The organism is Streptomyces phaeofaciens (assembly GCF_014648915.1).
Lineage (GTDB): Bacteria > Actinomycetota > Actinomycetes > Streptomycetales > Streptomycetaceae > Streptomyces > Streptomyces phaeofaciens.
The window spans coordinates 1-8,262 of the sequence record NZ_BMSA01000074.1 but is presented as its reverse complement, the minus strand read 5'-3'; the positions used below and the strand labels follow the sequence as shown (position 1 = coordinate 8,262).

The following is an 8,262-nucleotide window of genomic DNA, read 5'->3' as shown; positions in this document are numbered from 1 at the left end:
CGTCCGCGCCGTCTCCCGGTCCTGGGCAGCCCGGCCGGCTTCGCAGCCGCGGCGACAACCTCAGCCTCACCGACACCGACAGCGACAGCGACGGCCATGACCGGGAGCCTACGGGCGGCTCCGGCCGCCGATTTTCACGGGTGTGCCGGACGACTGGCAGCCGGCCCTCCGCCCCGGCACGCGACCTCACCCCAACAGGCGCGCACCGGCGAGCGTCGAGAGCGTAATACCACTGAAGCACCCGGAAAACGACGCTTGCCCGAAACCTCTCCGAACGTCTCATGTGCCTCTATACGGTGGCCACTTCACGGTCAGGGGCGGGCGCGATTTTCTGGGGGAGACATTGAAGTGGCTTGCAGAACACGACCGGTGGGTCGTGGGGGCGCTCGCCCGAAGTGTCGTCGAGTTCCAGGCACCGGGTGAGCTGCCCGCTTTCGGCGGGATGCGTGACGAGTACTTTCGGCGAGGCGCCCCATGGAACGGAGAGAACCGATGGAACCGAGGGAGCCGAGGGAGCCGTTGGAGGCGCCCGAACCGTGACGTGCTTCTCGGCATCGGCGTCGAAACGGCGGTGGTGGTCCTCACCCCGATCGTGCTGGAGGTCTGCCGACGGCTGTGGGAGTCGCTGTGCGCGGAGGCCGCGAGCGCGACGGTGCGGGCGGGTCAGGTGCGGGCGGAGGAGCTGGTGAGCCGTCTGCGGTCACGGTTCGGCCGAGGAGGGGACGAGCGGCCCGAGGGAGCCGAGGGTCCCGCGGCGGCCTTTACCCCCGAGCATCTGCGGGAACTGCACCGGCTCGTGACGCGGCAGGCCGGGGCCATGGGGCTGCCCGAGGAGCAACGGCGGCTGATGGCCGACGCGGTCGTCGGAGCCCTCGCCGGCCCCGACACCTCCGGACGGGATGAACTCGACCCGACGCAGGAGCCGGAGGGACACGTACCGGCGGGACAAGTAGACGCCTCGCGGCCGTCGGAGGGGCAGGCCGCGGCCTCGCAGACGCCGGAGGGGCAGACGCAGGCCCAGCAGGGATCGGAGGGACGCGCGCAGGCCCAGCAGGGTTCGGAAGGGCAGACGCAGGCCCACGCACCGGCCCTCGCCCCGCAGCCCCTGCCGCAGGAGCTCGGATGAGCGCAACGCGGACGGCCGGCGACGCGCGCACGTCCGTACCGTCCGACACCGGCGCGGGGGACGGCCCCGTACGCCGAGGAAGCATGTTCGGCCTGCCCGGCGAGACGACGTTCCTGTTCGTCCTGCTGGTCGCCACGGTGACGATCTCGTGCTCGGGGTTCATGCCCAGTCTGTTCGCGGCGACCACGGACACGAGAGACCTGGCCCGGAGCATCAGCGCATGCCTCCATCAATCGGAAACCGTCACACAACCCGCCCGGCCCGCGGGGCCGGCCGACAATCACGCGATCAACGACATGTACAAAGCGAAGGCCGGGCAGTTGAAGGCAACGGGCGAGTGCCTGGCCCCGGCCCGTCACCGCCTGGTGCGATGGCAGGCGGTCGGGCTGGGGCTGGTCCTCGGCGCGGGTGTTCTGCTGTATCTCGCGCATCCCCTGTGGTGCGTGCGGCGACGCCGACTACGACCCTTGACCACGGACGACGCAGCCGACCTGCTGGCGGAACTCGAACGGCTGCGGCACGTGGCGGGAGTGGGCCGAGTGCGGTTCTTCCTCGAACCCCGCAACTCCGTGCCCTCCGCGTTCGTGTTCGGCCTTCCCCGACGGCGCGCGCTGGCCCTGAGCACCGGCATGGTGGTCCGTCACCACACCGATCCGGCGGCCTTCAGAGCCGTCGTCCTGCACGAGATGGCCCACCTGCGCAACCGTGACATCGAACCGACCTACCTCGCCCTGACACTCACGACCGTCTTCGGACTGGTCCTCTCCGCCTACTCGGGGAGGTGGCTCGCCTCAGTCCCGCTCCTGCACCCCTTGATCGTCGTCCCCCTCGCGCAGGCCCTGCTGCTGGGAACCCTGGCCCTGCTGTTGCTGGCCGCACTGGTGCGCTCACGCGAGTTCCAGGCCGACGCCCGGGTCGTCCAGTGGGAGGGCGAAGGCACCGCGCTGCCACGCGTCCTGCGGGACATGCCGCCGGCGCGGCCCGGGGGCATGCGCGCGCTGCGCGCCCTGCACCCCACCCCGGCCCGGCGCGTCCAGGAGCTCTCCGGCACCATGCCGCCCCTCGGGCTGGGCTACTGGGGCGGTGTCGCCATCGGGCTGACGGCCACCGTCACGCTGCTCGGCCTGCAAGGTCCGTCCTCCCTGTGGAGCAACGGCGCCCAGCCGGTATGGACGAGTGTCCTTCCCGGGGCCATGGTGGCGGCGGTGCTCGTGGTGGGACGCTGGCGCTACGAGTCCGTCCATCCCCGAGGCGCTCCCCGCCGGATGTGGCCCCTCGGCCTGGGACTCGTCACCGGCACGGCACTGAGCCCCGTGGTCGCCCCGCGGTCGTACGCCGTCCCGGAGACGGTTCGCGACCTGCTCCTGTGGCTCCCGGGCTGGGTGCTGCTGGTCGTGGTGGTCACCGTTCCGGCGACGAGCTGGACCGCTGAGGCGGTGGCGGCCTGGTACCGGCTGACCAGCCGCGGGATCGCACGGCCGGCCCGAGGCCACCGGCCCGTCGCGCCGTTCACCGCGATGGCCGTGTCGGCCGTGGGCTATGTGTATCTGGAGTACGTCCTCATGGCGGGCACGCATGTGGTCGGCCTCACGAACAACCCGTTGCTGGACTTCGTCAGCTCGCAGGCACGGCTCAACGCGCCCGCCGTGCTGCTCCCCCTGGTCCACCTGGCAGGGCTGCCGTCACTCGTGCTCGCCCTGGGGGCCGTGGTCGTGCTGCTCCTGGTGGTGAACGCGCTGTGGCATCGGCTGCGCGTCCGGCCGGGCCTGCCGGACCGGGCACAGGCACGGACGGCATTCCCGGCCGAGGCACGCGTCGCTCTGCGCACCGGTCTGGCCGGAGGGGGAGTGCTGGCGCTGTGCGTTGTGTTGACGGCGGTTCAGGCCCACCGGCTGCCCTTCAGGGAACGCTGGCACAGCGACTTCCTCGCCAGGTTCTCCTACCTACAGCTGGCGGCGGTCGTGGTGGTCGTGGCGTCGACCGCCGTGGTGGCCGTCTGGCGGTCGCGGAGGTGGCCGCTGAGTTCCGGGGCGCTCGCGGCGGCGGTGTGTGCCTCGCTGGGGACGGTCGCCGTCCTGGGACAGATCCTGCTCGGCAACTGCGTCGACGTCTTCCAAGGCCCGGTGTCCGCGCGCGCCTGCCTGAAGCCGCTCGACGGTGGGCACGTCTGGACAGTGGTGCAGATCCTGGCTGGCTGGACCGGCGTGACGGCCGCGCTGTTGCTGCCGCCGTGTGCCGCCCTGCGCGGGCGGACACTCCGGGCGCGGGCGGCGCGAAGCGCCGAGCCCCTTCGGCCTTCGCCGATCGTCCGCCTCCGGGCGTCGCCGTGGCGGCGCCGGGTCGCCGTCACTCTGGTCCTGTCCGTGGCGTCGCTCCTGGGCCCGTCCCTTCTCGTGCGGGCGAGCCGCGTCGACGACGGCCTCCTGGCGGGAGCGTCCCTGGGTGACGCGGGCTGGGTCCGGGGCAACGGGTACCGCCTGCGGTTGGTGCCGGGCTGGTACGACACCACCGGCGCCGACGCGGGCACACCGGCCCCCAACGGACCCGCGCTACTGGAGCGGAGACTCCAGCGGCCGGGCTTCTCCCAACGCGCGACCCTGGTCCTTCTTCGTACCACCCAGTCTCCGATCGACCGGATCGCCCCCGGCTTCCTCGGCCAGGGCGGCCGGCTCACCACGGTGGCCGGAGCGCGAGCCCTGCTCCTGGATGTCCCGACCGGGAACGGACCGAACCGGGGGCGCATCATCGTGGTCGAGCGCGGGGACGAGCAGCTGCGCCTGGAGTTCACCGACCATCCCGCGAACTGGGCCGTCACTCTGCGTGACGTGAACTCCATACTGGTGAGCTGGGAGTGGACCACACCCGGAAGCACACCGGCCACATCCTGAGGCGGCGAGAGTCGTAGGGCGGACGCTTGGCGACGAGCGTGCGAGCACCGCACGTACCGCCAGGCGGCCGCTATCGGATGCCGAATACGGCACCCGCCCCCGGTAGCGAAGGGCGCCTGCGGTGAGCCGCGGGGCGGCGGATAGCGTGCGGGCATGGTGATGACGGGGAAGTGGCGGGTTCTGTACCGGCAGGGCAGTGGGTTCTGGCGGATGACGGCGAAGTGGGTTCTGGTCTTCGGGGCCCTGTACCTACTCGACGGCGGGCTGATCCGGTCGTGGGGCGACGCTCTGGTCTGGCCGATGATCGGGATCCTGCTGTGGGCGCCGTTCGGGATCGGCGTCGTCTGGTACCCGAAGAAGGACCAGCGCGTCGAGCTGACGGAGCGTGAACTGCGGGTGCGACGCAAGCGGCTGCCGATGGAGAAGGTGAACCTGCTGCACGTGGCGCGGCTGTGGCTGGAGGGGCGGTCGACCGCGGACGGCCAGCCGGTGGCGGAATGGGCACGGTTCGACCGGGTGGTGTGGGTGCCGTTGCGGGACGGCCGGGCGTTCGGTGTGGAGTTCCGCGACCCCGCGGCGTTCGCCAAGGTTTTCGGCGCCTTCGCGGTCGAGGCGTGCGGCGGTTCTGACATCGTCCGCGCGAGGGCCGCGGCGGAGACCTACCCGGATCCGCGCCCGATGCGGCCCCGCCCCGCCGACGACGCAGGCTCCTGGACGGACCTCCTGGACGTCTTCAACTGACAGCCGGCAACCCCGACAAGGGGCAACGCTCCGTCAGGGACACGGGCAACCGCGCAGGGTCGGCGTTCTCGACCACGACAGGTCCGGGCGATCAGGTGACCGCTCCGCGCTCGTCGACTTCAGAAGGCGTGTGCCGGGCCGGGCAGGCCAGTTCCGTACGTCGCTGCCTGCTCACCCGCCGGATGTCCTCAGCACCGGGCGACCGTCCAGCAGCGCCGCGCGGATCTTCGCCCGGTCGGCCTGGTGACCCGAGGCGTGGAGGAGTTCCGGCAGGACGAGTCCGGCCTGGTCCATGCCGGTGAGATCGACCTGGAGTTCGGGGTCGTGCGGATGTGCCGGGGGGCTGCCGAAGAGAAGCATCGGCTCGCGCACAGGCACGCCGCAGCGGTCGTGTCTCCCGCGACGGCCAGCATCCCGCCGTGTGAGAGACCCGAGACCAGCAGCCGACCCGATGACCAGGTCGCCGGTGTGGTGGACCGGACCGTGATGGACGAGGACCTCTTCCAGATCGCCGCCGAAACAGTCGCTGTTCGTGTCGGCGAGACCGTCCGGAGCGCACGCCGTGTACCGGTCGGCCGCCTTGGTGAACGGAACACGGTCGATGGTGCCGAGGGCGGCGAACCAGGGAGTGAACGTCACGTCCGGGCCTCCTTGTCTTCGGGTACCCGCGATCGACCGTACGGTGCTGCGCTCGACGTCGTCGTACTCCAACCGCTGGCGGCGGATGCTGTCGCCACCTCAGACGGAGCTGCGAGCCTCTTCGTAGTCCGGCTCCGGTATCGGATCCCTCTTCTTTTCGACAGCAGGCAAGGTAATCAGCAGCACAGCCGCTCCCAGGAGTGTGATGACCGCGATCCAGCCCGCGCCGACGTGCATGGCATGAATAAACGCATCGTCAGCAGCCCGAGCAAGAGTGGGCCGGTGGATGGCGGTGGCGACGTGGCGGGTCTGTTCGGCGGAAACGCGCGCCTGATCCCGCACCGGACCGGGTGCACCCTCCAGCGAAGGTTCGATCGCACGTCGGTAGACGATCGACATGATCGTGCCGCCTACCGCGATTCCGATCACACTGCCGGTTTGTCGCACGGTGTTGGTGACAGCCGATCCCGCACCGGCCTGTTCCAACGGCAGGTTGCTGATCAACGCGGCCGTGACGGGGCCGATCACCATGCCGATCGAGAGCCCCTGTATCAACAACAGGATCTCGATCCAGACGAGTGACGTGTGGAGTCCGAGGAGCCCGTACCCGCCCATGGTCAGCGCAGCCACGGTCAAGGCCGGAACGGTGACAGGGCGCAGTGAAAGGCGGCGAACCAGGCGTGAGGCAAGGGGCGCCCCCGCGAGCGCACCGAATGCGGTCGGGACATTGGCCAAGCCCGCCTTCATCGGCGAAAAACCGAGCGCGCCTTGCAGGTAGAACGCGTTGTAGAAGGTGATGGCGGCCACAGCGAACAGCAGCAGTCCGAGCGCCACATTGCCGCCACCGAATGTTCGCTGCGCGAGCAGTCGCGGATCAAAGCTGGGCACCTTGATACGCAGTTCGACGAGGACGAAAACCCCCAGCAGAACCAGACCGACAACGATCGGCGCCCAGACGTCGGTACGACTCCACGCAGCCACCTGCCCCGCTCGGATCAGCCCGTAGGCCAACGCCACGAGCCCACCGATCGACAGAAACATTCCAGCGGGGTCCAATGGCCGCGGAGTGGGACTGCGGAAATTCGGGACCAGCACGGCGAGCCCGATCAACGCCAATGCCGCGACCGGGACATTGATCAGAAAGACTGAGCCCCACCAGAAATGATCGAGCAGGAACCCCGCCAGCACCGGGCCGGCAGCCATTCCTACACCGGCCGACGTCGAGAAAATACCGATCGCGGCAGCCCGCGCGGGGCCGCTAAAGGTCCACATGAGGATGGCCAGGTTGGCGGGCGTGATCAGCGCGCTGCCCACCCCCATAGCGGCTCGAGCGGCGATCAGCTGGTCCGCATCGCTTGCGTACGCCGCCCACAGCGAAGACCCGGCGAAGATCACCAGCCCACTGGAAAACACAGTCCGGTGACCGAACCGATCGCCCAATGCGCCTGCGGTGAACATCAATGTGGCGAAAGCCAGAGTGTACGAACCGGTCGCCCATTGCAGCTGACCAGGATTGGCTCCCAGCCCACGGGCCGGGTCCGCAAGGGTCTCCAGTGTGGTGCTCAGGACGGTATTGTCCAGCCAAATCAGCAGCGAACACAGCATAAGAACGGCAAGAATCAACTGCTGCCTGGACTTCGGCAACGCTGGAGACGCGGTCATGGACACCTTCGGATATCGATCGGTGGAACCTGAACGACTGGACCATAGGCAAACTCCACGACGCCGTCAAGCTTGGATTTTCTCGTCAATACCGTTGCGGCTGAACGGACTTCATGCCCTCCGCCGAATTTGCGGACCGAACAATTCTGTGCCCTCTGAGGGATTTGCGATGTGAAGGATTCCATGACTTCTGAAGGGTTGCGATTGAGTGGATTTCATGCCCTCCAGTGAGCTGTCGCACCGCTTCCTGCGACCCCGGCTCGGTGCCCATGCAAAACCGCGATTCCGGACGGCGGCACTGTCCTCGCCGCCAGGAGAACCAACGGATCGGATTGCTGTTCACCATCGGCACCTGGCCGAGCTCCGGCACCGCCCGGGAGACCCGCGCCGGTCCTCCACCCGACCGACCAACGAAGCGGCCCGCTGCCATCCAGCCGCACACAGGCGGACTGGGGCCGGTTCGCGGAGCAGATGGCATCGATGGCGCGGGATCTTTTGGCCCAGGATTCCGTCGACGCCACGCTGCGGCGAATCAGTGAGTCGGCGACAGAGTTGGTGGAGGGCTGCGACGCGGCCGGGATCCTCGTGCTGAGCGGGGTGAAGGTGCAGACCCTCGCCCCCACCAGCCAGCTCGTCGTCGACAGTGACCAGCTCCAGGAACGCAGGAACGCATGGGGGGAAGGCCCTGCTTCGACGCCGCCCGAACAGCGCGCCGCGAGCGGGCTTCTGTATCGCCGACCTCACCGCTCACCAGCGGCGATGGCCCGCCTACATACCCAAGGCCCGTGAACTCGGCATCGGCAGCATGATGGGCTTCCTGCTCTTCACCGAGGACGAAGAGCTTGGCGCGCTGAACCTGTGCTCCAGCACCCCCGGCGCCTTCACTCGGGCCAGCGAAACGGCCGGCTGGTTGCTTGCCTCACATGCCGCTGTCGCCTTCTCCAGCGCCAGCACCCACGCCCAGCTGGAACAGGCCATCGCCACTCGCCACCTCATCGGCGAGGCCATGGGCATCCTCATGGGCGCCTGGGAGACTCGACGGAGCCTCAACGGGCGTCCGGTGTCTTCGCCCGAAGGGCTGCGACGTAGCAGGTGAGGACCGCTGCCAGTGAGGATGCCGTGGTCACCTGGTCAGTGGATCACGCGGCGGTCCGGAAACGCCGAAACGGCGGGCCCGGTGTGTGGGGCCGCCGTTGTCATGCGTGG

Annotated in this window: 5 protein-coding genes and 1 pseudogene; 4 read left to right on the top strand and 2 right to left on the bottom strand. The window is 69.3% G+C overall.

Going from position 1 to position 8,262, the window contains the following annotated elements:
- Nucleotides 1-541 precede the first annotated feature (541 nt).
- The 3 genes from IE275_RS45375 to IE275_RS45365 all read left to right on the top strand — a co-directional run bounded on the left by IE275_RS45375 (nucleotide 542) and on the right by IE275_RS45365 (nucleotide 4,755).
- Entirely contained in the window at nucleotides 542-1,126 is a 585-nt protein-coding gene (locus IE275_RS45375; RefSeq protein WP_189718564.1) for a hypothetical protein, read from the top strand.
- Nucleotides 1,123-4,014, top strand: a complete 2,892-nt coding sequence (locus IE275_RS45370) for a M48 family metalloprotease (protein WP_189718563.1) — start codon at nucleotides 1,123-1,125, stop codon at nucleotides 4,012-4,014. The genes IE275_RS45375 and IE275_RS45370 overlap by 4 nt, the downstream gene beginning before the upstream one ends.
- A gap of 153 nt (nucleotides 4,015-4,167) precedes the next feature.
- On the top strand, nucleotides 4,168-4,755 hold the full coding sequence (locus IE275_RS45365; protein WP_189718562.1) for a hypothetical protein: 588 nt from the start codon (nucleotides 4,168-4,170) through the stop codon (nucleotides 4,753-4,755).
- A gap of 171 nt (nucleotides 4,756-4,926) precedes the next feature.
- Here IE275_RS45365 and IE275_RS45360 read toward each other — a convergent pair whose 3' ends face one another.
- Nucleotides 4,927-5,394: a hypothetical protein gene (locus IE275_RS45360; protein WP_189718561.1), complete on the bottom strand. Its 468-nt coding sequence runs from the start codon at nucleotides 5,392-5,394 to the stop codon at nucleotides 4,927-4,929.
- 99 nt (nucleotides 5,395-5,493) lie between these two features.
- Nucleotides 5,494-7,056 carry an MFS transporter gene (locus IE275_RS45355; RefSeq protein ID WP_189718560.1) on the bottom strand — a complete coding sequence of 521 codons (1,563 nt, stop codon included), beginning with the start codon at nucleotides 7,054-7,056 and terminating at the stop codon, nucleotides 5,494-5,496.
- Nucleotides 7,057-7,527: 471 nt separating this feature from the next.
- On the opposite strand from IE275_RS45355, the pseudogene IE275_RS45350 reads away from it, so the two are divergent.
- Nucleotides 7,528-8,080: pseudogene (locus tag IE275_RS45350) on the top strand (GAF domain-containing protein); the annotation flags it as partial.
- Nucleotides 8,081-8,262: the final 182 nt, after the last annotated feature.